Origin of the sequence: Acidiferrobacter sp. SPIII_3 (genome assembly GCF_003184265.1) — a bacterium.
Classification (GTDB): Bacteria; Pseudomonadota; Gammaproteobacteria; order Acidiferrobacterales; family Acidiferrobacteraceae; genus Acidiferrobacter.
In genome coordinates this window covers 490,327-514,743 of the sequence record NZ_CP027663.1, presented here as the reverse complement: position 1 = coordinate 514,743, position 24,417 = coordinate 490,327, and the positions used below count along the sequence as shown (strand labels likewise).

Sequence of the window (24,417 nt, the reverse complement as noted above, 5' to 3'; positions counted from 1 at the left end):
TGGACCGCCCCGACCTTTGCACGCTCAAGCCGGTTCGTGGGGGCGCGCGGCGGGACTTTCAAGAGATATCGAGGAGGTGGACGCGGTAATCGATGCCGTCAGCCGCCCGCAGCAGATCGCCGGAACGGAACGGATAGCGGCCGCTGCGGCTATCTCCGAAGTACAGCCGTAACGTCTCCCGCACCACGGGAAATGCCAGTTCACCCCAGGGGATGTCGGCCTCGTCGAAGAGCTCCACCTCGAGGCTCTCGGGACCGGGACCGAATTCGGCATCGCGTAGATGCGCACGAAACAGGAGGTAAACCTGACTGATCTGGGGGAGATTGAACAGGGTGTAGAGGCCGTCGATGTCCACGCGCGCGCGGGCCTCCTCCCAGGTCTCGCGCACCGCCGCCTCGCGGGTCGTCTCCTCGTTTTCCATAAACCCCGCCGGCAGGGTCCAAAACCCGCGGCGGGGCTCGATGGCGCGCCGGCAGAGCAGCACCCGGCCCTCCCACGACACCAGACAGCCGGCCACGATCTTCGGGTTCTCGTAATGGATGGCCGAACAATGATCGCAGACATCACGCAGGCGCGTGTCTCCCTCCGGGACCCGCCGGGTCAAGCCGCTGCCGCAATGCCGACAAAAGTGCATGGTCCGATTGTAGCGCCGCACGGGCCCCGGCGTGTAGCACAGGGGCCGCACGGCGGCACGGGCGGCCTGAACGGTCCTTGACGGGGAGGAGCCTGGGGGCGTAGGGTTTGTGTATGAATGACACCAATACGACCTCGCCGATCCACACCGCCGTGGCGCTCTTTACCATACGCGAACGCCTTCAGTTTTTGCGCCTGGACGCGGAACAGGGGCGGCTCCCCATGGTCGCACTCAGGCAAGGGGAAGGATTGGAGGCCGGCGCGCGCCGCGCCCTGGGGGCGGCGACCGGCATCGAGGATGTGTTTCTCGAGCAACTCTATACCTTCGACGGGGGACAGACCGGGGCACAGGTGATCGTCGCCTATTATGCGCTGGCGCCCCGCGAGCGGCTGCCGATCCGCCGGCCGGGCGTCGGCTGGGCGGACCCCGCCGAGGTCGCGACGCTGCTGGCCGCGGATCATCGGATCATCGTGCAGCGGGCGTGCGAGCGCCTCGCGGGCAAACTCGAATATGCCCCGATCGCCTATCAGTTCCTGGCGGAGCGGTTCACGCTCGGCGAACTGCAGGCGGTCTATGAGATCATCGGGCGCCAGACCCTGGACAAACGCAACTTCCGCCGGCGCATGCACGCCTCGGCGCACCTGGTCGAGACCCGCGACGTACGCCGAAACGGATCTCATCGCCCGGCGCGGCTCTACCGCCTGCGCGATACTGCGCCCGCGACTGCGGGATAACTGCGAGGGATTTTTGATGAACACCACTCCATCCATGCAGGGCTTGGCGCGCGAACCGTCGGTCGCGGTGCTCGACCGCGCGCGCCGCATCCAGCGCATCAAGAAGCTCCTGGTCGAACGGGACGCCGTGCTCGTCGCGCATTACTACACCGATGCCGACTTGCAGGCCCTGGCCGAGGAGACCGGCGGCTATGTCTCCGACTCTCTCGACATGGCGCGCTTCGGTCACGAGCACAAGGCCAAGACCCTGGTAGTGGCCGGCGTGCGGTTCATGGGCGAGACGGCCAAGATCCTGAACCCGGAAAAGCGCGTGCTCATGCCGACGCTCGAGGCCACCTGCTCGCTCGACGAGAGCTGTCCGGCGGACGCCTTTCGCGCATTCTGCGATGCCCACCCCGACCGCACCGTGGTCGTCTATGCCAATACCAGCGCCGCCGTCAAGGCGCGCGCCGACTGGGTAGTGACATCGAGCATGGCCTTGAGGCTCGCGCGCCATCTGGCGGCGCGCGGCGAGAAGATCCTGTGGGCGCCCGACCGTCATCTGGGCGACTATGTGAGACGCGAAAGCGGCGCGGACATGCTGCTATGGCAAGGATCGTGCGTGGTGCACGAGGAGTTCCGCTCCCAGGCCTTGCTCGACCTCAAAAAGCGCTACCCGGACGCCTGCGTGCTCGCACACCCCGAATCGCCGGCCGCGGTCCTCGCCCTGGCCGACATGATCGGCTCCACAAGCGCCATGATAGAGGCCGCGCGCACCAGGCCCGCGCGACGTTTCATCGTCGCCACCGACAATGGCATTCTCTACAAAATGCGTCAGGCCGCGCCCGGCAAGGAGTTCCTGGAGGCACCCACCGGCGGGCGTGGCGCGACCTGCAAGTCATGCGCCCATTGCCCATGGATGGCCATGAATACCTTGGCAACCCTGGAGACCGTCCTTACGACCGGCGGACCCGAGATCCATATCGAGGAGTCGATCCGGCGACGGGCCCTGGAACCGGTCTTGCGCATGCTAGAGTTCGCCGCGTCCGTAAAAACCGAGGTGCTGGGGCTCGGAAACGCCTAGACGGACAGACCGTTGGCCCCTGGCTGGACCCGGATGGCCTTCGTATCCTGCCGTCATGACGTTGAAGGCCGATCGCAAGTCTCCGACCTGGACCCTGGCCCACCTCGGCGCCAGGGGGCTCGTGTGGCGCGTGGTCGCCGGCGTGAGCGGAAACAATCTGACCGGCTATAGCGCCCAGCTCGCTTATTACTTCTTCCTGTCACTGTTCCCGCTCTTGCTGTTTCTCGCGACCCTGCTCGCCTACCTGCCCGTGCATCACCGCACGCGGACGGTACTGGCGATACTGGGCAAGGCCTTACCGACCCAGGCGCTGATGCTCGTCAAGGGGGACTTCGAGGGGCTTATGCATCAACACCAGGATGGGCTCTTGTCATTTAGCGCGGCGTTTGCGTTGTACTCGGCCGGCAACGCCATCACTGCCATCAGCGCCGGTCTCAATCAGGCCTACGATGTGCGCGAGGAACGGCCGTACTGGCGCGTGCTGCTGATGGCGCTACTGCTCGTGCTGGCACTGGCGCTCGTGTTCCTGATGGCGTTCGCCATCTTCTTTTTCGGTCCCATCGCCGCCAATGCCGTGGCCGGCCGCCTCGGGATACATCTGCTTCCGATCGTGCTCGACATCATCCGCTGGCCCATTCTGCTGCTGGCGGTGGTCCTGGCGACCGAGCTGCTCTACTATTTTACGCCGAACGTGCGTCAAGAATGGCGCTGGCTGACCCCGGGATCGGTGTTCGCGGTCTTTGGGTGGATCGCAAGTTCCCTGCTCTTTGCCTTCTACGTCAATAACTTCGGCTCTTACAACAAGACCTATGGCTCGATCGGGGCGGTGATCGTGCTGCTCACCTGGATGTATCTCGGGGGACTTGTGCTGCTCGTCGGTGGCCAGATCAATTCCGTGATCAAGCATGCCGCCGAGGGCATCGACACCAAGACCGAGACACCCACCGACGAACGCGGGCCCACCGGCCACGAGCGCCGGCGCGAGGCTCGGCGCTAACGCCGGGATGCCAGCAAGGCGTCGATATGCGCGCGCGCCTCGGGGGTCATCGGTAAGGCGGCCAGGGCCTGCGCTGCGCGCAGCGCGAGTCCTTGGCGGTAATCCGGGTCACGAGCCGCGCAGGCGATGAGCCGCTCGCAAGCGGTCTCGTATTCGTCGCGCGCCACGGCCGCGGCGGCCTCGCGAAACAGACCATCGGCCTCCGATATCGCAGGCTCATCACCCCCCTCAAGGATCGTCGCGATGAGCGCAAGATGCGCGTGAAGCACCGCGATCTCGCCTTCACCGCGCGCCTCCGGCGGCAGGACATCGAGCAGCGCAAAGGCCTCGCGGGGCCGCTTGTCGAGAACCAGAAGCCGTGCCACGCGCAAGGCGGCCTCCGTATCACCCGGGCGCTCCAGGGCCGATTGCGCCGCAAGGCGCGCCGCCTGCGCGGTGTCGCCGCGCACATGGGCCTGCAAGACGGCATCCGACGCCGGGGCGTGTCTTGCAAACAGCACACGCAGGTCCGCCTCCGACGAGGCCCCCTGCAGGCTGTCGATCATTTCGCCCCCGCGAAAGACCTGGACAAGCGGCAGGACCCGAACCCCGAGACGCGCGACAAGCTCTCCATGGTCGTCGGTATTCAGCATCACGAGGAGGATGCGCCCGCCGAACTCCTGGGCGATGCGCACGAGGCGGGGCATGAGCACGAGGCACGGCCCGGCGCGCGGTGACCAGAAGTTGACCGCCACCGGACCGCGTCGTGAATTCTCGAGCACCACCCGTGCAAAGTTCTCCGCGGTGCCGTCGACGACGTAAGGAAGAACCGCCATGGACCTTGGCATCAGGGGATCCTCGTCCGAATCCCCAGGAAATTCGCCCCGGTGTGAAGGCCGTAGGCATACTCGAAGCGCACACCGCCGACGCGCATGCCAAGCCCCGCACCCATGGTCTGCATGACGTCGTTATGCGGCATGGTGACGATCGCGCCTTCGTGGCAGCCATGGACGAACGACTGGCAGGCGCCGAGGTCCGGCTTCAGGACAAGCGCCTGGCCGAGACTGCTTAGCGCGCCGCCCACCCGACCCGGGGGCGGCCTGCGCCGTGGCGGTGGCGTGTTCAGGAGGTCCATGAGCGACTGCCGCCGGGGTTGCGCGGCCGGGGCCATCGGGACATGCGTCCCATGGGCCGGATGCCGCAGCCGCGCCGCCCATGCCGGGCCCACGAGCAGACCACCGGCCAGGACCAAGGTCATTGCCCAGCGACGGGTCTCGCGCAAACGAAAGGTCATCGTCATCATGGCCGGATAGATGTGGGTGCGGCCCCCCGGTATTTCAAACTCCGGAGATCGCGTTAATATAGCACGATGCGGGCTCATGCAGCGCGGCGATCAGGCCTCGCGTGGCCCACCACACGTCATCGGCGAGACTCACGCATCCATGGAAATCCGATCGAACCCATCCGCGGCGCCGGACTTCACGCGGGCCTATAAAGCCCTGCCTCTCGAACAACGCCTGGCACTTGCGCTACGCGAACACCTGAGCCTGGATCAACGCCACTTGATCCTCCACCACGAGCAGTGGATGCAGGTGCGCTGCTACTTCGCACGCCGCGCCGATCTCGCGCCCGACGAGATCGCGATCCTTCTCGAAGACCAGGACCACGTGATTCGCTTGTGCGTTGCCAAGCGTCCTGATCTCACGTCCTCGCAGGCCGCGCGCTGCACCACGGACCATAATCCCAATGTCCGCTACGCGATCGCCCGCAATCCGGCGCTTTCCGATGATCTTCGGGAGCTTCTCAAGGCCGATCCCGACCCGTTGGTGCGGCGCGCGGCGGCCAAAGGCCCGCGCCTCCCCAGAATAACGAGACGGCCCGGTCAGGCGGCACTCATCCGCAGCTGACAGCGACAGCCTGACAGGAGGCCGTCACCGTCGACCGGATGATCGAGCCGCGCGGCACGGGGCCGCGTGCCGAAGCCTTGCGCCGCCACCGACTTCCGGCGCCGGCCGCGGCCCATCGCTCACGGCCTGTTGCCCCTGCGTCGCGACCGCGCATGCCCTCGGGCACGCCGCACGGGATGAGCACGACGGATGAACGGTCTGCGATAGCGGGGCGGCCCGTGCCTCCGCGCCATGGGATGGTGAGCATAGAATCGATCTCGTCTCTGGCGCACCAGACGCCGCCGCCTCTGCAGGCGATCAATGCGTTGCTCGCGGCGATGAAAGAGCGCGCGCATCGCCGGACGGCGGCCGGGATGATTCTCATAGTACCGTATGACATGCGCCCTCCAGGCGGCATAATGGCGCATGTAAAAATGGTGCCGATACCACCAGTGGGGATGATGTATGGCGTACCAGCGCGCGGCATGCATCCGCCACCAGACGAAATAGGGCCGGTAACGAACGATGGGCGGCGGGGGGCCGTAGACCAGAAGGGGCGGCAGATAGACGGTCGCGACCACCGGGAGCCAGGGACCGTCGTAGTAGGTGGCATAGACCCAACCGTTGTTCACCCAGCGATAATAGTAGCCGTTGGCGCCGTAGACATAGGCCCCGAAGGCCGGCTCATAGTAGGCGTCGATCCCGTCGCTGAAGGTAAACGCCACCTGCGGCCCGGCCACCGCGAAGGTCGTCTCGCTGTACCCATACCCCCCGGGACGCACGACACACCCGCTCAGAAACAGCAGGGCCGCACCCATCATGGCCCAGACCCTTATCCAACGCCTCATCGCCCGCCCTCCCACGACCCGCACGAGATATCGTCATACCGTCCGCCGCGCGGACTCCACTGTACCCCGGCGATATCGGATGCGCAAAACCGTCCATCCCGCCCCGCCGCCCGCCGGGCGGCCATGTCCTTGTGGAATGATTCCAGGGATGCCGGATGGCAAGATCACGGAAGCGGCACGCCTGGCACCGCCCCACAAGACCTGGGTGCCTGGACCTGATCATGACGCAAAAAGCCCGCCATGTCCGCACAAATCCGAGCCGTAACCAAATGGCACAAGGCCGTCATGGGCACCCGTCTGCCCTCAACGTTACCGCGCCCGCGAGGGGGCGGCGCGGGGTCTGGCAGGGTCGACCGGCAACGGCGCGGCGCCGTGGGATCCCGAGAAACAGGACGCAAACCACACCTTACCAGTGTCACCGGGGCGCCTCGCGGGATCGCGCCCGCAAGACACAACCCCCCTCACTCACCGGCAGGCAGGCAGGCAGGTGTTTGACGGCGACCGCCACGCCCTGGGCGGCCACCAAAACGGACATGCGCGCCCCATCATGGCCCATGCCCCGCCGGATTCGGCGAGCACCGTGGCAGGCCCCTCTGTATAATCCCGAACAGACGGTGTTCCCCAAGGAGGTCTTCATGCCCACGTCCAGCTGTCATCCAATCGCCCCGCATCGCAAGCTCCGTATCCCCGACTGGTATGTATCGACCCTGATGCTGGAGCGCACAGTCGATGCCATCCTGCGGCGCGTCACCTTGCGGCGGGATTGCGATATCCCCTATCTGGCCGGCTACAGCCAGGACGGGCGCACGATCTATATCGATCGCCACCTGCCGCGGACCTTCACGGACAAGGGCCGGACCGTGGAAGTGGACCGCTATCTGATCCTTCATGAGGCCGTCGAGAAATCCCTGATCGACGAACTCGATCTTCACTACCTCCACGCCCACCAGATCGCCACTCGCGCCGAGGAGTCGGCGGTGCGCGCCGATCGTATCTCCTGGCGGGCCTACGACGCCTTCATGCAACGCTACGTCAAGAGCGTGGGCGACGAGCGGCTAAAAGACGTCCCCGCGGACCTCGATCTCAAGCCCTACCGGGACGAACATGATCGCGACCTCATGGAACGTATGGAAAAGGCGGAATTGCGCGGGGACGCGCGCGTCCCCGCGCAGCACCGCAAGCCCAAAACGGCCTCATGACGGCGACCGTGGTGCGCCCCTGGGGATGCCTCACGCGTCGGTCTCGCCCTTGCGAAACAGGCGACGCATCACCGTATCACTGTCTAGCTCCTCGTTATTGAGGGCCATGGCCAGCAGCTCGCCGCCCATGACTTGCGGGGCGATGACGAGATCGGGCCGGACATGGTGCATGCGCGCCATGTTCTTGCCATGATTGACGGCAGCCACCGTACGCGTCGCGGCGTTTAGCTCCTTGACGGCAAGGACGGTGAAGGCATTCTCCGAATCATCGTCACGCAACGCGAGCACCGCGGTTGCATCGGGGACGCCCGCCGTGCGCAAGGTGTCGGCATCACTGGCATCACCCACCAGCACATCGGCATCCCCGAAGGCCCCGGCGTCCGCGGCGCTCGCCACGACCACCGTAACCGGAAGATGACGCGCCAGAAGCTCGCGGCAGGTATTGCGCGCGAGCGATGTGGCGCCCACGATCACATAATGATTCTTGCGCATCATCCGTTTGCCGCCCCCCTTCATCAGATCCTGCATGCGCGCGGTCATGGCCGGCACGATGACCGCCGATATGGACGTGGCGAACACCGTGATGCCGAGAATGATGACGGACATCACGAAGAATCGCGCATCCGCGCTCTTTGGCACGATGTCGCCATAGCCCACGGTCGACATGGTGACCACCGCGAAGTATAGGGCACTCGTGAGCGTCGTCACCGGCGGCGCGAATCCCCGGCCCAGGACGAAGGCCCCGAACACTGCGTATCCCAGCAACAGGAGGATGCTCACGATCGCAAACAACGTCCCGGCCGCAAGGCTCGAGCGGTCGAAGTCCCGCTGAAACACCAGCAACACAAGCAGCACGACCCCGTTGAAAACGGTCAGGGCCTGCGAGACGCCCGCCCCCGACCGCCATGCGAGCATCAAGGTGGCGGCCGCGAGCAGCAAAGCCACCGTCCAGGACAACCGCGAACGCCAAAGCAGGCCGCCGGCGGCCCCGAACAACAGGAATCCGGCCACGATACGCGGGGCACTGCGCCAGGCCTCGGCCGTCAGCCTATGGATCGCAAGCGGGGTGGCCAAGACCCCGATTCGCACGAGATGCAGGACCGGCCCGAGATTCATGAGACCAAGCAGCACCACCACCAGCGCCACCGGCGCGTGCGGAAACCACGCCCGGAAACGCCGCCGGCCCTGCTCGAACCCCTGGCGCAGTCGTGCCCAGGGCGCGAGGCGCAATACCTCGGCCGGGATTGTGTCCCCCCGACGCTCAGGCCTTTGAGGTCGTTTTACAACCGGTCGTTGTCCCACTACCTCCCCCTCGCGCGGCCGCCACCGATTCGATCCGATCATACCCCCGAAGCCCACCACGACCAGCATCCCGACCTGCACCCACAATCGCGAAGCCTAGGCACCTCGCGGCTTGGCCCTCCGCACCCGCCAGGTCCCGGCAACAACGCGGCACGCGTGCCACGCCCACCCCGCCTATCCCTTCGGAGAGGCGGCGACGCGCCGCTGAAATTCCTGCGTCTTTGCCAGGACTTAGCCGATCGTCGCCCGATCTCCCTAGGCACTGAAGATCGTCTGGAGACTATTCGTAAATCGTTATATTAGAAATTTGATATCCATCATGACATCGTCGCGCGGTTTTCCCTACCGTCTCCCCGTCAAAAAAGATCGGATTCGCGCGCGGCCCTCCGGCGACAACGGGCGACTGCCCCGCGACACGACGATTATGGGCAACACGCAAGGGGAGGACTGACATCCGCATGCCGCCCGCGATCGGCGGTTGGCGTCCAGTGGGCGCGTCCATCGATGCTCGCCTTATTAGGTTTACAGGGAGACGATAATTATGGCATTCAGACTATCATGGCTGGAACCTCGGAAGCTTCTCGCATTGACCTCGGTCCTGGGTGGACTGGCGATATCGGCCAATGCCTGGGCAGTCCCAAGCTTTAGTCGGCAGACCGGCTGGTCGTGCGCCACCTGCCACACCTCCTACCCGCAGCTCACCCCCATGGGGCGGATATTCAAGCTGATGGGCTACACCACGACGAACCTCCAGCCGCAGCAGAAGGTCGAGGCCAAGGTCGGGAATGTCGTGCACCTGCTGCTGCCGCGCATCTCGCAGTTCTCGATCTTCGTGCAGGCCGCGGGCACCCATGTCGCCGGCGGCCAGGCCGTTCTTAAAGGTCCAGGCGCGACCCGCGCGGGTGGTAGCACGGTGGGTAGCAACAATAACCTCCAGGTACCCAAGCAGGTGAGTCTGTTCTATGCCGGCGAGATCACCCCGCATGTCGGCGACTTCCTGCATATCACCTACAGCGGCACAAGCGGCGGTTTCGCGTTCGATGACTCGAGCATCGTACGCGCCCAGGCCTGGAATCTGGGACGCTATAACACCCTGATCACGGGCGTGGATGTCAACAACACCCCGAGCGCCACCGACCTCTGGAACACCTCCACGGACTGGCAGGCGCCATTTTTCACGTCGAACTATACGGCCGAAGGTGCGGTACCCACGACCTTTATCGCGGCAAGCCAGGGGGCAAGCTTCCCGCTCATCGGTCTCGGCACCTACGCCGCCGACATCGTGGGCCCCAATCGCGCCAACTGGTTCTATGCCGAGGCCGACGCCTACGACAATTCCGAGGGCACCGGCGCCGCGCCGAATTCGGGCGTGATCGGCGAAGGGGGCGGCAATCAGTACACCTTGCATAACAGTAGCAGCTGTATCAATGCTGCTGATTGTGTTGCTTTCGGGCAATTGGCCGGCACGGCCCCCTATCTGCGCCTCGCCTATCAGCACGACTGGTCGGACTGGAACTGGGAGGTCGGGACCTACGACATGTGGTCGCGGGTCTATGCGGCCCCCACGAGTTCCGCGGTCGATCGCTTCTACGACTATGACCTGGACTCCCAGCTGCAGTGGCTTGATATCAACGACAACAACAACGTGACGGTGCGCGCTAATTTTATCCATGAGGATGCGCGCTTCGCGGCCGGGGATGTCGGCCCCACGGGCGGCTCCAGCAACGCGCACGGCCAACTCAATACCTTCAACCTGAACGCCACCTACTGGTACCACGATGAGTACGGCGCACAGGGCGGCTTCCAGGATGTGACCGGGACGGCCAACAGCAACTTCTGGGGCGGCAACATCTATACCTCCGCCAACGGCTCGCCCAACACCACCGACGAGTGGGTGGAGGCCTCCTATCTGCCATGCGGCAACATCTATACCTCCGCCAACGGCTCGCCCAACACCACCGACGAGTGGGTGGAGGCCTCCTATCTGCCATGGTGGAACACGCGGCTCTCGGTGCGCTACACGATGTTCAACAAGTTCCGGGGTCTGACCGGTGCGACGGCGGCAACACCGAGCGCCTCGAAGTTCAACACCATCGAGCTGCTGGCCTGGATTGCCTATTAAGGGAAGGATGCTGATCATGACAAACCATTCACAGACACAGGAATCGAAGCGACCCTCCATGGGTGCGGTCTGGCTGATCATGACAAACCATTCACAGACACAGGAATCGAAGCGACCCTCCATGGGTGCGGTCTGGCGGCCGGTGGCGGTAGCGGTGTTGTTGGCCGTGGCCGGGACGGCCGGGGCGGCCAAGGCGACCCCCGGATCCACGCCCTACCGCGTAAGCGATAACTGCGCGATCTGTCACGGCATGCGCGGGGCGAGCACCGACTACAACATCATCCCGCGGCTGGCCGGCCAGCATAAGGCCTATCTCGTCATGCAGTTGAAGCAGTTCCGCAACGGCCACCGCGCCGACCAGAACGGCAACATCTGCAGTTGAAGCAGTTCCGCAACGGCCACCGCGCCGACCAGAACGGCAACATCTACATGGCGCCGGTGGCCCAGGGGCTGACCACAGGCCAGATCGACCAGGTGGCGAGCTACTTTGCAAAGCAGCGCCCGCGCTTTCAGGCAAGCGGTGTGCATCATGCCGGCGCCAAGGCCGGCAAGGCGATCTTCATGAACGGCGTGACCTCCGAGCAGATCCCGGCGTGCATGGAGTGCCATGAAGCAGCGCCCGCGCTTTCAGGCAAGCGGTGTGCATCATGCCGGCGCCAAGGCCGGCAAGGCGATCTTCATGAACGGCGTGACCTCCGAGCAGATCCCGGCGTGCATGGAGTGCCATGCCGCCAATGCTCAGGGGGTCGGGACGTTCCCGGACATCGCCGGGCAGCGCTACCGTTACATCGTCCAGCAGCTCACATACTTCCACAACGGGACCCGTAAGAACGCGCTCATGAACCAGATCGCGAAGAACATCACCGTGCCGCAGATGAAGGAGGTGGCCGCGTATCTGTCGTCTTTGTAAGACGATCCGCAGGAAGTAGGGCCGGCCCGGTGCCATGAGGGGCGCCGGGCCGGATGACGGGTTCCCGGCCCCGGGAGGCGCCGCAAGGTAGGCAGACGCGGGCCCCGATAAGAACCTCCACCCCATACCACCCGATGCATTCGTGTCGTGTGTGCCGCCTCGTCATACGCCCATCGACTCCACTCCAAGGGAACGAAGACCGATCATCACGAACACCATCCATACCCTGGGCGAATGGTTTATGTCTACGGAATCGCGGGAATGGGTATCCTGAACAATGTGACTGCTTGCGGGCCCGTCCCCTCGTCACGCGCATGCGATCGAGCCGTAACGGGCCACCCGCGCCTGGGCGACCTGCCGCGCACCGGGACCGGTTGTCCGTGTATGCTCCCTTGCCAGATGGCCGAGGGCCCTGTATCGGGCCACGCGGTGCACGATCCCACCGGATGTCGCACCGCGGAAGGTCGCACTGACCTGGCCATGGGCGAGTTCGCGCCGAGGGTCACCTCTCTCCCCTGGAAGAACGTGCCTGACTTACATAGCGATATGACGGCCCATACGAGATGCGAGGGCGAGACCGTGGGGGCGTCGCGCGGCAATAGCGTGGCTCCCCTGGTAAGCGGCTCCTGTCGCCTTGCGAGGGGGCGCAGGCCCCCTCTTTTTTGCCGATAGCCACACACGCATAGCGCCCACGTTTCGAAACCGGTATCGATCGATGCCATCGGCGCCTCACGGCCTAGCCAGGGGTCGGCTTGACAGTCGGGACGGGTCTTGTATCCTTGAGCCAAAGGGCGATGGGGTTCGCCGTATAACCGCCTCTGGGCTGATGACTCCTGAATGACCTGCCGAGTGCGGGATGTAAGGGTATCGACGGAGGCTTATGGTTCTGAACCCCGTTATCGTACAGTGCGGCCAAGTGTTTATCACATTGGCCCTCGCACCACTGCTGCACGGCTTTATCGCCACCGCCGAGGAACGCATCCAGCGCGGTCGCGGCCCCTCGATCTTCCAGCCCTACCGCGACCTTTGGAAGCTTCTCCATAAGGAACAGCTGACCCCCGAATCGGCCTCGGGGATATTCTGGGCGGCGCCCGTCATCGCCTTCACGGTGATGCTGATCGTGCCCCTGCTGATCCCGGTTCTCACCAACTACCCGTTGCCGCTCTCGGACATGGGCGACATCCTGGGCGGCGGCCTCATCCTCACCCTCGGGAATTTCATGATCCTGCTTGCCGGCCTCGACTCCGGGCAGCCGTTCGGGGGGCTTGGCGCGAGTCGCGCGGCGATGCTCGCGATCCTCGCCGAGCCGACCCTGATCCTGGTGTTCGTCGGCATCACCTTCCTGGATCACGCCATGCTGCCGTTTGTCGCGAACCACCTGCTGGCCCGGGACCCGGTGGCGTACTGGGGCCCGGTCCATGTCTTTCTGGTGGCGGCGTTTTTCATCCTGCTTACGGTCGAGACCGATCGCCTGCCCATTCATTCGACCATACCCTATGAGATCTACATGATTGACGAGGCGCGCGTCCTCGAATATTCGGGACCGCTGCTGGCGCTGTTGCGCTGGGCGTCATGGATGAAGCAATTCATCCTCTACACCATATTCCTGAATGTCTTTCTGTTTCCGTGGGGCCTCGCCACCTCGGGGCATCCGGTGGACATTGTGATGGCGGTCGTGTGGATTCTCGTCAAGTACGCAATGCTCGGGCTGTTCATGGCGGTCATAGACACCGCCCAGGCGCGGTTGCGCTTCTACCGCTACCAGGAGCCGCTCGCCGCCTCGTTTCTGTTCGCGGTGCTCGCGATCGTCGCCTACAAGGTCTGACCCATGCCGACTTTTGCCATAGGACCGCTCGCCGCCTCGCTCTTTACCGTGCTCGCCATCGTGAGCCTGTTTCTGTCCTTCGTCATGTTAGGCTCCCACTGGCTGAAGAACCACATCTACGCCTTCGCGCTCGAATCCTGGACGATTGCCGCCCTGTCCGCGGCGGTCGCCTACTTCGGCCATTATCAGGAGCTCTACATCATCGCCGTCCTGACCGCGCTATTTCGCGGAAGCCTCCTCCCTTACCTGCTATTGCGCCTTATGACGAGTCTGCACCTGGAGCGGGAATTCACGGCCCTCCTGCGCCCCTCGTCGAGTCTCGTTCTCGGCACCGTGCTCGTGATCGTGGCCTTTCTGGTGGCGCGCCACCTGGGCACGCGCATCACCTCGGACGACCGGATCGTGCTATTGGCCCTGACCTGCATGCTGAGCCTGAAACTGATCGGCTTTCTCATGATGATCCTGCGCTCGGAGGCCATAAGCCACATCCTCGGACTGCTGGTCATCGAAAATGGCATATTCCTGGGCTCGCAGATCCTGGTCCCGGGCATGCCGCTCCTGCTCGAACTCGTGATCCTGTTCGACCTCCTGATCATCGTCCTCACGTTTGGCATCCTCATGCGTTATCTGCAGCGTCACGCCGGCACCACGAGCAGCCGGAATCTGCAAAGGCTGGTGGGTTGATGGCAGAGCTCATCCTGGGCCTATGGCTTGCCCCCGCGCTTGCCATCGTCTTCATACTCGTCTTTCGCCGGCCGCGGGCCGCGGCGTTCCTGAATCTCGCCGCCGCCCTCGCAACCCTCGGCGTAAGCCTCGCCTTGCTCGCGCGCGCCCCGACGCATCCGGTGGTCCTCGGCGACCACTTCCTGCTGTCGACCCCCCTCGGTCTATGGGTGGTGTTATGCGTCGCGATCGTCTATGTGCTGGCGTCGATATATGCCGTAGGCTATATGCGCCTGCTCGCCGAAGAGACCGCGCGGCTGCCGTGGTTCTATGCGCTCTTTGCCGGATTCGCGCTGACCATGGTGGTCGCGCCGTTCATGAACAACCCCGGCATCTACTGGATCGTCATCGATCTCACCACTATCGTGAGCGCCTTCCTGGTCGGCTTCGAACGCGCGGCCGAGAGCGCGGAGGCCGCCTGGAAATACATCATCATCGTCTCGGCCGGACTCTCGCTCGCGCTCTTGGGGATCATTCTCTTCTACTGGGCCGGCACCTTTTCGTTCGGTCCGGTCTATGACATGACCTGGCATCGCCTGCGCCTCATGGCCCCGCACGCTCCGCACCCCCTGCTGTTGCTGGCCTTCCTTCTGACCCTCATAGGTTTCGGCACCAAGGTCGGTCTCGCGCCCATGCACACCTGGCTGCCGGATGCCCACAGCGAAGGTCCGGCCCCGGTCTCGGCGATGCTCTCGGGCGCGCTGCTCAATACCGCCATGCTCGGCGTGGTACGGTTCCTGACGGTGATCGATGCCGGGGGGCTCGGCGCCGCCGGCCACGATGCGCTCTGTGTCTTGGGCGCGCTGTCACTGCTCGTGGCCGCGCTCTTCATAGTCCGGCAGACGGGCGCCAAACGTCTCATGGCCTACTCGAGCATCGAGCACATGGGGGTTATAGCGCTGGGCTTTGGGTTCGGTGGCGTGCTTGGGATCGCCGGTGCCATGTACCAGATGCTGAACCACGCCCTCAATAAATCGCTCATGTTCTTTGGCGCGGGCAACATGATGCGCGCCTACCAGAGCAAGGACATGAGGGTCATGCGCCGGATCCTGCAGTTCTATCCCGTGACCGGCACGATCTGGCTCCTGGGGGCGGTTGCCATCACCGGCGCCCCGCCGTTCGGACCCTTTCAGGGCGAGATGGCGATCCTGCGCGCCGGCATGGAGGGCCCGAACACCTGGGCGGTGGCGCTGATGGCGTTGCTTCTGATCGTGATCTTCATAGGCTTTCTGGCGCACTTCCGGCGCATGGTGGCCGGTCCCGCGCCGGCCCGGGGGCATGAACCGCGACTCGCCTTGGGCGCCTGGATGACAGCACCCCTGTGGCTTGCCCTGATACCCCTGACGATTCTCGGGCTTTGGTGGCCTCCGCTTTTGTGGCGGTTCTTCGCGCACGCCGCGCAGGTGATACGATGAACGGCTGCGAGGAGCGCATGCTGTCGGCCGAGGGACTCCTGACGGCGGCCCAGACCGCGCAAAGCGAGGGGCATCGCTTCGAGATGGCCTATGCGCGACCGACACCCCACGGCCCGGAGGTCCTGTACCTCATCAACCGTGGACGGGGCCGCCCGTTCCTCCTGCTGCGTATCCCCGACACCCACACCGTGCCCTCGCTCGCCCCGATCGTGCCGCTACTGGGCTGGTACGAGCGGGAGATGAGCGAGTTGTCGGGGATCGAGGTCGCCGGACACCCGGAACCCTACCCGCTACTGATCCACGAAGGCCGCCGCCTATCCGTCCCGCCGCTTGGCGTAGATGCCGAAGACCCGACGTGGTCCGGCGAGACGGTGGCACCCACCATGCCCGAGATCGCGGCCGACCAGGTCCAGGACCTGGTGTGGGGCCCGATTCGTGGGGACGTCGTGGAGACCGGTGAGTTCCATTTCTCGTATATCGGCGAGGCCATCATCCACTACCATGCGCGACTCGGCTATAAACATCGAGGCGTGGAGCGCCGATTCCAGGGACTGCCGGCGGCCGCTGGCGTATACCTCGCCGAGCGCGTATCGGGGGTGGGCAGCGTCTGTCATGCGCTCGCCTATTGTCAGGCGGTCGAGGCGGCGCTTGGCATCGACGTACCACGGCGGGCCCGGCTCGTGCGCACCCTGCTGGCCGAGATCGAGCGACTCTACAACCACTTTCATTATTTCGCGTTGCTCGCGAAGACCACGACCCTCAAGGTGGCATCCGCCGAGGGTGAACTGCTCGAGGAGCGCATCAAACAGATCGCCGGGCGGCTCACGGGCTCGCGTTTCCTGCGCCATATGCTGTGCGTGGGCGGGGTCCGCCGTGACATCGACACCCAGGGCCTTGACTCCCTGCTCACCGCACTAGGCCACGAGGCCCGCGCCTATCTCGAACGTCTGAACCGCACCGGAAGTTACCTCGACCGCCTGATCGGGACCGGGGTCCTGCGGTCGGCCGTAGCCTTTGACCAGGGCGCTACCGGTCCCGTGGCCCGGGCGTCGGGGCTCGATCGTGATATGCGTCGCGACCATCCCTATGCCGCCTACGAGCTTCTGCGCTTTCTGGTACCGGTGCGCGAAACGGGCGATGCCAAGGCGCGCGCGGACGTGCGCGGCGAAGCGCTGCGCGAGGCCCTGGCCCTGGCCGCCCAGGCCTCGGCGCGCCTGGCGCCCGGGGCGATACGCGCACAGATCCCGGAACAGGCATCGGGCGAGGGCCTGGGCTGGTCGGAGACCCCGCGCGGCTCGCTCTTTTATGCCGTCCACATAGAGGAGGGGCGATTGGCGCGCGTCAAGATCAAGTCCCCGTCTTTCTCGAACTGGCGGGTCTTCCCGTTCACGGTGCATGGCAGCAACATGATGGATTACGCCATCAACGAGGCGAGCTTCGGGCTCACCATCGCCGGCGCGGATCGCTGAAGGAGGGGTCATATGCCATTATGGACATGGGCGGGACTCAAGGCCGGGATGGCAACCGCGCCGTGGCCGGGGCGCGGACCGGATGGCCAGGCCGGGGTATACGGGATGCCGCGATTCGATCCCAGCCATTGTAAGCCCGATTGCCAGTCGTGCGTCGCGTGCTGCCCCACCGCGGCGCTATCCGGCAAGGGAGCGGATGTCACCCTGGATTACGGCCGCTGCATCGCCTGTCAGGCGTGCGTCGAGGCGTGCCCCGAGGGGACCTTGGAGGCCTCGTTCGACTGGGCGTTCGCGGTGCGTGATCGCGACGAACTCGTCTGGCGCGGCATCGAGTCACCGCCGGCCGCGCCGCGTCCGGCGCCGGCGACCGGGGCGTTCGCCAAGAGCCTGCATATTCGCCATGTCGACGCCGGCTCGTGCAACGGCTGCGAATCGGAGATCGCGGCGCTCAATAATCCCTTCTATAACCTTCACAGGTTGGGGATCTTTTTTACGCCCTCGCCGCGATTCGCCGACGTCCTGCTGGTCACGGGTCCGGTCATCGAGGCCATGCGCGCGCCGCTCCAGGCGGCCTACGAGGCCATGCCCGAACCGCGTTTCGTGATCGCCACCGGCACCTGCGCGGTATCGGGGGCACCGTTCGAGGGGGGCTACGGCGGCGGCCACGGCCTGTCGCCCCTGATCCCCGTGGATGTGTGGCTGCCGGGCTGTCCACCGAATCCGGCGGCGCTCATCCATGCACTGCTGATCTTGCAGGACCGCATGCCGGTGCGCGTGCACGGAGGCCGCTATGAGCCTTGATCTGTTTGGCATCGCGGCACTTTTGTGGGGCCTTGCCTTGCTGCTTGCCGCATCCTGCCGCCCCCCGTCCGCGTCCCGCGGGGCGCTTGCGCTCGGCATCGTCGCGGCACTCGGCGGCTGCCTGGCCGGCGCCTTCATCGATCATCCCACAACGGCATCGCTGTTTACCTCGGGCGCCCTGTTCGTGCGCTTTCGCATCGATCCGGCCGCCGCCTGGTTGCTGGGTTGGGGCCTCGTGGCGGCCCTGGCCGCGGTCTGCGCCGGGACGCCCGCACACCGCCCGCGCCTCTGGACGAGCGGCGCCTCCCTGTCTTTGCTGGGCGCGCTCGGGGTCGCGGGCCTGCAAGACGGGGTGTCCTTTCTGATTGCCTGGGAGCTCATGAGCCTGGGCGGCGCCGCCCTGCTACTCGGCGACCGCCAAGGCCCCGTGCCCCAGAACGGACGTGCGGCGCTGTTCATGCTGGCGTTGCTCGAAGTGGGGTCGGTGGCCCTGTTGGCGGCGATCCTGATTCTGGGCGCCCGCCATCCGGCATTCGCGTCGTGGCCTGTCACGCTCCGGCAGGCCCCCGATGGCCTGATCTTCGTGACCGGGGTGCTGCTGATCGTGGGCTTTGGTGCCAAGCTTGGCCTGCTGCCGTTTTATGAGTGGTATCCGGCGGCCTACGGATCGGCGAGCGGGGCCACCGGGACGCTCTTGTCGGGGGTGGTGCTCAATGCCGCATGGTTTGGTCTCGCGCGCGGGATCTTTCAGTGGTTGCCACGGTTTCCCGGGCTGACCGCCTTCGGCGCGCTCCTGGTGGTCATCGGGACATTGACCGCGGTGCTCGCCATCCTCTACGCCTTCCAGCAGGAGGACTGGCGACGGCTGCTGGCGTTCTCGTCTGCCGAAAACGCCGCCGTGGCCGTGGTCGCCCTGGGGGCCGCCGTACTGTTTCGCCGGGATCATCTGCCACTCCTGGAGGGATTCGCATTCACGGTCGGGCTTTTGCATCTCGGGGGCCATAGCCTGGCCAAAGGCACGCTCATGCTGTCCGCGGACCACGTCCACGAGACCCGCGGTCATTATCGCATCGCCCAAAGTCGCGTGCTGGCCCAGAGCCCATGGACCCTGGGTCTTGGCGCCCTGTGCGCGGTGATGAGTCTTGCCGCCCTGCCCCCACAAGCCGGCTTTGTCAGTGAGTGGTACCTGTTTCAGACAGTCTTCCAGGACTTTCGCCTGCACGGCGCGGAGGCCCAGATCGCGCTGGCGTTTGCCGGTGCCGGGCTTGCGCTCACCGCGGCCATCGCACTCGCCACCATGGCCAAGCTGTTTGGCATCGGTCTGCTCGGCAAGAATGGGGTATCCGGCCCGGCGGGGACGATGCGCCGCAAGGGTACGATCCTGGCCCTGGGGCTCGCGGTCCTCGGGTACGCGGTCGGTATGCCGTGGTGGATCCGGGGACTCGTACAGAGTCGGCTTGCGCACACCGGGCACGCCGCGGCCCGGCTCGTCCATGGCCTCATCCTCGTGCCCCTGAACCCCCATTTCGCGTTCATTTCCCCGACTCTGCTCGTCATCGTGGGGCCGCTCCTGGCGCTGATACCGCTCGGCCTCCTGGCCTTCGGCATGAAGTCCGGCCGGCGCGTGGCGCCGATCTGGGCGCACGGGCTGCGCGCCCTGCCGCAAGCCAGCGCCACCACCGCACTCGCGTTCTCCAATGCCCTGCGCGAATTCTATAGCTTCGTATACCGCCCACGGACGATAGCCGAGCGGCGCATCGAGAAGCGGCCGTATTTTATCAAGGCAGTGCGTTTCGAGTACGGCCAGACCGCCTTGTTCGGCCCCACCCTCTTTACGCCCGCCACGCGCTTCGTACGCGCCCTGGCACAACGCGCAAGCATCCTGCAGCGCGGGTCCATGAATGCCTACCTGGCGTATATCGGGATCCTGCTGCTCCTGGTGCTCGGCTCGGTCTTCTGGAGATAGGATTCTTGCGGGCAAGGGCCTGTGATCGGTGATGCGCGCGGGCATCACGTGGCCTATCATGGACCCCACAATGGCGTACGGAGGGCGGAGAACCCATGAAAACCATATCGATGGTGCGTATCTATATCAAGGAAGGCGACAAGCTCGAGGGGCATAGCCTGATGCAGGAGATCTTCTCGCTTTTACATGACGAGCACCGCGTGCATGGGGTTACGGTATTCCGTGGCATCGCGGGCTTCGGGGCCAAGGGGACGGTGCATTCCGCGGACCTTTTGCGCATGACCGTCCACCTGCCACTGGTCCTGGAGTTTTTCGACGAGCCCGAGACCGTCGACACGGTCATGCCGCTTTTGCAAAAAATGGTGCCCCCGGGACATATCGTGCGCTGGCAGGCCGCGTGCGACTGCGCGGAGTAGGCGCGCCCGAGGGCACCCCGCGCCGCTCGGGACACAACCGGCCGCCGTCAGTCCTTGTCGTCCTCCGGCGGGCCGGACGCATCTCTCGCCAAGGCCTTTTCGATGGCCGATTCAAGGGCCTTGCCCAAAATGCCCCCGAGGGTGGCCCCGATCAGGGGGAGCATCCCGGCCGATATCAGGCCCGCCATCGCCCCGATCCCCACACCATGGGACGCGGCCTCGCCGCCCCCCCTGCGATCCCCTTTGGATGGAGACACCACCTTCCCGTAGCGCCGCACCGCATCTTCGCCTTTCGCGGCGAGGTTCATGAGGCTCGCGGCACTGATCCCGAGGTGATCGGCCGCCGCACGAAGTTGCTCGACCGTAAGCGACGTCTCACCCTTCTCCACCCGTGACCACGTGGACCCGGCCAGCCCCAGCTGCTCGGCAAACTGCACCTGTGTCAGCTTGCGCCGGCGCCGGAGCTCCGCCAAGACATAGCCGAGGACGGCGCGCGACGTCGCCACCAGTATGGGTTGCTGTCCCGACCCCTTCTCCGCATCCATGGTCCACCTCGCAAAAACATGATTTTTTGCAATATAGCGTTTTTACGTGTTTACTTCAAATAATGTAATATGCTTAACTGTCGTATATGCGGTTCATGCAACTTCGCTTTATAGTCATGGTTCATGGTAACCCACTGGGGAGAACCCAATGAAAAGGGAAGCGACGAGGCATGCGCGGGTCCGCGGTCAGCAACACGGCATCCCGCCATGTATCCTGCACTTGCTTTAAGCCATTGGGCGCCGAATGTTCGATCGCCAGAGCGCGGTGCGGGTCTGTTTCGACAAGAGGACGTGGCGGCGCGCCGCCCAAGCCATCAGACAGATCGCCGGATGGGCCGCTCTTGAGACGCATCCCAGGTATCATGACCCGATACACTTTTTGACGATAAGGGCGACACAACCATGAAAGTCAGCGATATCGAAAATTATCCAGGCCTGCAGAACATGGTGACCGCCGTCCTGGACGACATGGAGCTCACCCATCAGACGCTGGATGCCGAATATATCGTCCTGCGCCTATCCGCCGACAGCGGCATCCTGTCCTGCCAGATTCACACCGAGGATGAGGACGGTTGGCGATGCTTGGCCATTACCGTCGCGGCGCCGAGCTACGTACCCAAGGCGCGGTTCGCGGAGGTGTCGGAATGGGTCATCCGTCGCAACTACTCGCTCAGGGTCGGCGCCTATCACCTCGATCACGGCGACGGTGAGGTCCAATATCGCATTAATGCCCTGCTCGGCGATTCGCTGGCGACCCCCGAGATCGTCCAGGCCAACCTGATCACCGCGCTGCAAATGATGGATCGTGCCGTTCCCGAGGTCATGGCGGTCGCCTTCGGCGACCAGACCGTCTTACAAGTGATCACGGACGCCGATAAAATCGACGCGGACAATGACGAAGCGGCCGCCAGCCCCTTGCAATAAGCGCGGAACACGGAGGGCGGCCGTCCGGCGAGGCCTTGTCATAACGGACGGGCCGGCACCAATAACCAGGAACACGCACAAACTTTACCGGTGGGGGAATCTTTGTGTGCGGCTCGCCAATCCCCATAAATATCGCGAGACCATCACCGGTCGACCGCTTTTTTGTGGCATGGAGTTGCCACCAAGACCCGGCACGGTGGCCACACCACGCTTACCGACACCCGCCAATACGCAAGCAGGCCGCCATTCAAGCGGTGCCGGCGTCTTGCGACCTTCCTCGGCTCACTCCAATCGAATGCGGAGCAGTTGACAGATACCGGGCGCCTCGCGCCCATCCTGCGACGCACGTTTGCAAAACTCCCCAAGGACAAGCCTATGCGGCGACCTTACTGGCACCCGGATAGAGGGGACGGGGCGGTCAACGACCGTTTAGGTTCAGAAACCGATCGTAAATATGCCGTCTCTGTGACCCCCCCTGGCGATCGGAGGCGAATGGAATGACACGGCGAACAGGACCATGGCCCGTGTGACTGCCGGCACATCGCCACCCGAGGCGCCAAGACCGGCTGAAGCGCGGGTCCTTACGCCGTCTTTCCGGTGAACCGGCCCGAGGCCGGGGCTGGGGCCCGCGACGACACTGCGCGGCCTCGCGCCGATGAGGTTGCAACCGCGCCGGCCTCAAGCCCATACCGATCGATAGGACCGGATGATCACGAGCGGTCGGCATCCATAGGCGATCTCTGCAGAGGCCGGGCGCAGGAATCGCGTCGTGGCCGTCGGCCAGATCTCCCGGCATCCGCGCCATTCGCGCACAAGGCCGTGCCGCCGGGCCCGCGGGGCGATGCCGCCGACAAGAAACCATTTATCACAAGACGGGGCGCAAACGACACCTGGCGGCCGGCCCTCCCGACGTAGGCGCACGCCCGGCTCAATGACCGGTGCCACGGTCGAGCCTTCGTAGGCTGTGAGAATAGTGCCAGCACACGGCCTGTCGTTCGCAGCTACCCAGGAGAGGCGCGGCCAAGGCCGGGTCCGGCGCCGCCGCAAGCGCTATATGGTCCGCCCCCGCAAAGAGTCCCGAGGTCGGGTCCACGGCCACCCACCCGGCGCCCGGCAAGAAGACATCGACCCACGCATGAAGGGCTGCGGTATCGACGCCAGGGTCCTCATCGCCCGTTTTGACGGCGAGGTCCATGAGGTACCCGGAGACGAAGCGGGTCGCAAAGCCCAGTCGCCGCGCCGTTTGCACGAGCAGCCAGGCATTGTCGCGACACGATCCGGTCCTTTCATGAAGCGTGGTCTCAACGTCTTGGATGCCGGGGTCGAGGCGACAGGTGTAGCGAACCGTGGCGGCAATCTGCTGCGCCGCATAGGCCAAGAATGGCACCGTCGACGCGGGACCGTTGCGCAACTGCTCCACGAACGCCTGAAAGAGCGCGCCCCGTTCCGATACCCATAGGTAGGGCGCAAGGCACGCGGCGAGGTCGGGGTCGTAGTGCGGCGGCCAGTGGACCGCTGTCTCTTCTAGCAAAAAATCCAGCGGATTGGTCTCATGCCAACAGAATGTCGCCATCATCACGACATCGAGGGCCTCCGCGCGCTCCGCAAAGACGGCGCGCGCGATCCGGTTACCGAAGAGATCGAACTGCCAGTGCAATGTCTGGGGTCGGGGCGTGAGCTGAAGCGAATAATCCTGAAGGCCGGCCGGCAGCACCGGGCTTAGCCGCAAGATGTGAGGGCCCAGAAAAACAGGGCTTGGGTAGTCATAGTGGATGTGATGGCTAAGGGTGAGGCGCTCCATCGTGATGTCAGGGGCTGGGGGGAAACGGATAGACGTGGCCTGTGGTCTCACCATCGTCGCCGGTTTCCCAGGAAAATTTGGGGAGGGTTTCAAGGGCCTGAATGAGGCCCTCGCTCCAACGTTGCCCGATCGCCTGCAAGAAGGTGTCATCCTCCCCTAAGTGCAAAAAGCGGCCCTCATCGAAGATGTTTCGCCGGTAGATCAGCAGGTCGATGGGCGGCCCCACCGTGACGTTGCTACGCATGGTCGAGTTCATGGAGACAAGGGCGCAGCGCGCCGCCCGCTCGAGATCCAGGTCGGGGCTTACGACACGATCGAGGATGGGCTTGCCGTACTTGATCTCACCGATCTGCAAAAAGGGATGCTCCCGGGACTCATGAATGTAATTACCCTGCGGGTACACCATGAAGATCTCGGGTTTTTGTCCGGCGATCTGCCCCCCGAAGATGAAGGTGGCCTCGAAGCTCGTGTGCGCGGCGTCGCGCTCGGTCTGCTGGCGCTGAACCAAGGCATTGACCACGCCGACATAGTCCACGGCCTCTTGCATGGTTGATGCGGTGCGCAGACTGGGCCCCCCTTGCGTCATGTCGGTCCGCAGTTTCTTAACCACCGCCTGCGTGGTGGCTAGGTTGCCAGCCGAGAGCAGCGTGAAGTGCCGCGACCCCTCCACGGGAAATCGGTGCATTTTGGAGTAGGCGCTCACATTATCGATTCCGGCGTTGGTCCGGGAGTCGGAACAAAAGACGAGCCCTTCCTCTAGACGCATAGCCAAACAATACGTCATGGATACCGCAAGCCTCCTTATGGCGCCTATCTCGGTCCTGCGTCATCCAAGACCCGGAACACAAGACACAACCG

General features: G+C 64.7%; 24 protein-coding genes and 1 riboswitch. Of the genes, 16 read left to right on the top strand and 8 right to left on the bottom strand.

Going from position 1 to position 24,417, the window contains the following annotated elements; translation table 11 throughout:
* Positions 1-58: 58 nt before the first annotated feature.
* Positions 59-634 (bottom strand): NUDIX hydrolase, encoded by a 576-nt coding sequence (locus C4901_RS02670; RefSeq protein ID WP_110138488.1) that lies wholly within the window; start codon positions 632-634, stop codon positions 59-61.
* 113 nt (positions 635-747) lie between these two features.
* Here C4901_RS02670 and C4901_RS02665 point away from each other — a divergent pair, with 113 nt between their 5' ends.
* Genes C4901_RS02665 through C4901_RS02655 form a run of 3 tightly spaced genes read left to right on the top strand, consistent with a single transcriptional unit; the run spans position 748 to position 3,428 of the window.
* Positions 748-1,368, top strand: coding sequence for an NUDIX hydrolase (locus tag C4901_RS02665; RefSeq protein WP_110136019.1), 621 nt, complete (start codon positions 748-750; stop codon positions 1,366-1,368).
* Positions 1,369-1,402: 34 nt separating this feature from the next.
* Positions 1,403-2,431, top strand: coding sequence for a quinolinate synthase NadA (gene nadA / locus C4901_RS02660; RefSeq protein WP_370445959.1), 1,029 nt, complete (start codon positions 1,403-1,405; stop codon positions 2,429-2,431).
* A gap of 55 nt (positions 2,432-2,486) precedes the next feature.
* Positions 2,487-3,428 (top strand): YihY/virulence factor BrkB family protein, encoded by a 942-nt coding sequence (locus C4901_RS02655; RefSeq protein WP_110136017.1) that lies wholly within the window; start codon positions 2,487-2,489, stop codon positions 3,426-3,428.
* On the opposite strand, the gene C4901_RS02650 is transcribed toward C4901_RS02655, so the two are convergent.
* Together C4901_RS02650 and C4901_RS02645 are read right to left on the bottom strand one after the other, a co-directional pair.
* Positions 3,425-4,255 carry a thioredoxin domain-containing protein gene (locus C4901_RS02650; RefSeq protein WP_110136016.1) on the bottom strand — a complete coding sequence of 277 codons (831 nt, stop codon included), beginning with the start codon at positions 4,253-4,255 and terminating at the stop codon, positions 3,425-3,427. The two genes, C4901_RS02655 and C4901_RS02650, sit on opposite strands and share 4 nt — an antisense overlap.
* Positions 4,255-4,701 (bottom strand): hypothetical protein, encoded by a 447-nt coding sequence (locus tag C4901_RS02645; RefSeq protein WP_110136015.1) that lies wholly within the window; start codon positions 4,699-4,701, stop codon positions 4,255-4,257. The genes C4901_RS02650 and C4901_RS02645 overlap by 1 nt, the downstream gene beginning before the upstream one ends.
* Before the next feature lie 85 nt (positions 4,702-4,786).
* Between C4901_RS02645 and C4901_RS02640 the strand changes: the two genes are divergently transcribed.
* Positions 4,787-5,314 carry a HEAT repeat domain-containing protein gene (locus C4901_RS02640; RefSeq protein WP_205736149.1) on the top strand — a complete coding sequence of 176 codons (528 nt, stop codon included), beginning with the start codon at positions 4,787-4,789 and terminating at the stop codon, positions 5,312-5,314.
* 119 nt (positions 5,315-5,433) lie between these two features.
* On the opposite strand, the gene C4901_RS02635 is transcribed toward C4901_RS02640, so the two are convergent.
* Complete coding sequence (locus C4901_RS02635) at positions 5,434-6,141, bottom strand: hypothetical protein (protein WP_145960600.1); 708 nt, start codon at positions 6,139-6,141, stop codon at positions 5,434-5,436.
* 635 nt (positions 6,142-6,776) lie between these two features.
* Here C4901_RS02635 and C4901_RS02630 point away from each other — a divergent pair.
* Positions 6,777-7,340, top strand: coding sequence for a hypothetical protein (locus tag C4901_RS02630; RefSeq protein WP_110136013.1), 564 nt, complete (start codon positions 6,777-6,779; stop codon positions 7,338-7,340).
* A 30-nt stretch (positions 7,341-7,370) separates the two neighbouring features.
* Here C4901_RS02630 and kch read toward each other — a convergent pair whose 3' ends face one another.
* The gene (kch, locus tag C4901_RS02625; protein ID WP_168185506.1) at positions 7,371-8,570 is read right to left on the bottom strand and encodes a voltage-gated potassium channel protein; all 1,200 of its coding nucleotides are present in this window, start codon (positions 8,568-8,570) and stop codon (positions 7,371-7,373) included.
* 613 nt (positions 8,571-9,183) lie between these two features.
* Between kch and C4901_RS02620 the strand changes: the two genes are divergently transcribed.
* The 10 genes from C4901_RS02620 to C4901_RS02575 all read left to right on the top strand — a co-directional run bounded on the left by C4901_RS02620 (position 9,184) and on the right by C4901_RS02575 (position 20,289).
* Positions 9,184-10,764: a hypothetical protein gene (locus tag C4901_RS02620; protein WP_205736148.1), complete on the top strand. Its 1,581-nt coding sequence runs from the start codon at positions 9,184-9,186 to the stop codon at positions 10,762-10,764.
* Between the two features lie 16 nt (positions 10,765-10,780).
* The gene (locus C4901_RS02615; RefSeq protein ID WP_168185505.1) at positions 10,781-11,146 is read left to right on the top strand and encodes a c-type cytochrome; all 366 of its coding nucleotides are present in this window, start codon (positions 10,781-10,783) and stop codon (positions 11,144-11,146) included.
* A 225-nt stretch (positions 11,147-11,371) separates the two neighbouring features.
* Positions 11,372-11,674, top strand: a complete 303-nt coding sequence (locus C4901_RS02610) for a c-type cytochrome (RefSeq protein WP_110136009.1) — start codon at positions 11,372-11,374, stop codon at positions 11,672-11,674.
* Between the two features lie 781 nt (positions 11,675-12,455).
* Positions 12,456-12,517: riboswitch (Fluoride riboswitch) on the top strand.
* 73 nt (positions 12,518-12,590) lie between these two features.
* Positions 12,591-13,499 carry a respiratory chain complex I subunit 1 family protein gene (locus tag C4901_RS02605; protein ID WP_205736147.1) on the top strand — a complete coding sequence of 303 codons (909 nt, stop codon included), beginning with the start codon at positions 12,591-12,593 and terminating at the stop codon, positions 13,497-13,499.
* Between the two features lie 3 nt (positions 13,500-13,502).
* Positions 13,503-14,183 carry a hydrogenase gene (locus C4901_RS02600; protein WP_110136007.1) on the top strand — a complete coding sequence of 227 codons (681 nt, stop codon included), beginning with the start codon at positions 13,503-13,505 and terminating at the stop codon, positions 14,181-14,183.
* On the top strand, positions 14,183-15,637 hold the full coding sequence (locus tag C4901_RS02595; protein WP_110136006.1) for a proton-conducting transporter membrane subunit: 1,455 nt from the start codon (positions 14,183-14,185) through the stop codon (positions 15,635-15,637). The genes C4901_RS02600 and C4901_RS02595 overlap by 1 nt, the downstream gene beginning before the upstream one ends.
* Positions 15,634-17,106, top strand: a complete 1,473-nt coding sequence (locus C4901_RS02590; RefSeq protein ID WP_205736146.1) for a nickel-dependent hydrogenase large subunit — start codon at positions 15,634-15,636, stop codon at positions 17,104-17,106. The genes C4901_RS02595 and C4901_RS02590 overlap by 4 nt, the downstream gene beginning before the upstream one ends.
* Positions 17,107-17,118: 12 nt before the next feature.
* Positions 17,119-17,907 (top strand): 4Fe-4S binding protein, encoded by a 789-nt coding sequence (locus tag C4901_RS02585; protein WP_110136005.1) that lies wholly within the window; start codon positions 17,119-17,121, stop codon positions 17,905-17,907.
* Positions 17,897-19,873 carry a proton-conducting transporter membrane subunit gene (locus C4901_RS02580; protein ID WP_110136004.1) on the top strand — a complete coding sequence of 659 codons (1,977 nt, stop codon included), beginning with the start codon at positions 17,897-17,899 and terminating at the stop codon, positions 19,871-19,873. Before C4901_RS02585 ends, C4901_RS02580 begins: the two co-directional genes overlap by 11 nt.
* A gap of 95 nt (positions 19,874-19,968) precedes the next feature.
* On the top strand, positions 19,969-20,289 hold the full coding sequence (locus C4901_RS02575) for a DUF190 domain-containing protein (protein WP_110136003.1): 321 nt from the start codon (positions 19,969-19,971) through the stop codon (positions 20,287-20,289).
* 47 nt (positions 20,290-20,336) lie between these two features.
* On the opposite strand, the gene C4901_RS02570 is transcribed toward C4901_RS02575, so the two are convergent.
* Positions 20,337-20,834: a helix-turn-helix domain-containing protein gene (locus C4901_RS02570; RefSeq protein WP_110136002.1), complete on the bottom strand. Its 498-nt coding sequence runs from the start codon at positions 20,832-20,834 to the stop codon at positions 20,337-20,339.
* Positions 20,835-21,236: 402 nt separating this feature from the next.
* Here C4901_RS02570 and C4901_RS02565 point away from each other — a divergent pair, with 402 nt between their 5' ends.
* On the top strand, positions 21,237-21,758 hold the full coding sequence (locus C4901_RS02565) for a YbjN domain-containing protein (RefSeq protein WP_110136001.1): 522 nt from the start codon (positions 21,237-21,239) through the stop codon (positions 21,756-21,758).
* A 928-nt stretch (positions 21,759-22,686) separates the two neighbouring features.
* On the opposite strand, the gene C4901_RS02560 is transcribed toward C4901_RS02565, so the two are convergent.
* Both C4901_RS02560 and C4901_RS02555 read right to left on the bottom strand, forming a co-directional pair.
* Positions 22,687-23,559, bottom strand: a complete 873-nt coding sequence (locus C4901_RS02560) for a transglutaminase family protein (RefSeq protein WP_168185504.1) — start codon at positions 23,557-23,559, stop codon at positions 22,687-22,689.
* A 7-nt stretch (positions 23,560-23,566) separates the two neighbouring features.
* Positions 23,567-24,343 carry a peptidase gene (locus tag C4901_RS02555; RefSeq protein WP_110135999.1) on the bottom strand — a complete coding sequence of 259 codons (777 nt, stop codon included), beginning with the start codon at positions 24,341-24,343 and terminating at the stop codon, positions 23,567-23,569.
* Positions 24,344-24,417: the final 74 nt, after the last annotated feature.